Source organism: Winogradskyella vincentii (genome assembly GCF_020166345.1).
In the GTDB taxonomy this organism is placed as follows: domain Bacteria; phylum Bacteroidota; class Bacteroidia; order Flavobacteriales; family Flavobacteriaceae; genus Winogradskyella; species Winogradskyella vincentii.
Map to the genome: position 1 here is coordinate 1 of NZ_JAIUJS010000028.1, position 1,317 is coordinate 1,317.

At 32.1% G+C, this 1,317-nt stretch carries 2 protein-coding genes; both read right to left on the reverse strand.

Going from position 1 to position 1,317, the window contains the following annotated elements:
- On the reverse strand, positions 1 to 713 hold a 713-nt coding region (locus LBV24_RS15000), incomplete at its 3' end, for a hypothetical protein (RefSeq protein ID WP_224479475.1).
- Between the two features lie 305 nt (positions 714 to 1,018).
- A partial coding sequence (locus tag LBV24_RS15005; protein WP_224479476.1) for a hypothetical protein occupies positions 1,019 to 1,317 on the reverse strand: 299 nt, incomplete at its 5' end.

A 1,317-nucleotide genomic window follows, 5' to 3' on the forward strand; every position in this document is an offset into this window, starting at 1 on the left:
TTTAGAGGTAAGGTGCCATAGGAATTAGAGTTTTTGCTTAACGATGAATTTACATTATCGTAAGTATTTCCTTTTTTTGACAATGGAGGCGTTACTCTATCGTAAGTATTAGACTTGTTAGATGTAATCTTATTATTTGCCTTTGGAGGTTGATCATAGTTCAATAAAGTAGGGTTCTTATTTGTGGATAAAGGACGTCCGGGATTATCATAGTTTTCTGTTTTTGAACTTTTTTTAATGTTTTTAACAGGGGCAGTGTCATAACCATTTTTATCTAGCTTAAGAGTTTGGTAGGTGTTATTTTTCTTAGTTGGTACATTATCATAAACACTTGTTGTTTTTTTAATCCCTCCTTTTGGAGGAGCTGTATTATAACCCTTGTTTTTAAGTTTTAAAGTTTGGTAGGTGTTGTCTTTGGTTGATGGAGGGGTGACTTTTTTTTTCTTTGAAGATTTTTTTCTATTTACTATAATAATGCCATTACCTGTTTTCTTTTTTTCTTCTTTATAGGTTATTACTAATGAATTAATTCCTGATGTTGGAAGCTTTTCGTTGTAAATTTTCTCTATTAAAAGATCAAAAGCAGAGGGTCCAGTTGTGGTTAATTGAGCTTTCTTTTGTGTAGATACATATTCTTTTTGTTGAGCATTTACTGTAATCGATAGATGTAAACATAACGTCAGTAAAAGTATTGATTTTAATAAATCTTTCATTCGTATAGTTAATTAGCGATGTAATAAATTTAGGTAAAAAATATTAATGTTTACATAAAGCCAGTTGATTCGCCAAAAACAACCTTCATCAGCTTTAGTTGTATTGTTTCTAGTTTGCGCTAATTTAAGTAGACAGACCAGCATTTATAGATCACCATTGGCATCAAAAATTTTTGTAGTTTAAATTAGGATTTGTTTTCCAAATGGTGATCTAAATCATGTTCAATTTGATCATAAAATGGAATCAATGGTATTAATTAAAAAAAAACGATTTAGAGCGGACTAAACCCTTGAAATTGTTTATTTTAAAATTCTTTAGCGAGATCGATATTTCCCTTGGGAGGATCTCGATTTCTCAGATTTACCTTCGGTTTATCTACGTTTGGAAGCTGTACAATAGTGAAAACCCTGCAGCGCTTTGTCATTCCTGCGAAGGCAGGAATCTTATTGTAATTTATCTTTGGTGTATCTCGATCTCGCAGATTTACCTGTCGGTAAATCTTTTTGGTGAGCTTTACAATAGTGAAAACCCTGCAACGCATTGTCATTCCTGCGAAGGCAGGAATCTTATTGTAATTTATCTTTGGTGTATCTCGATCTCGCA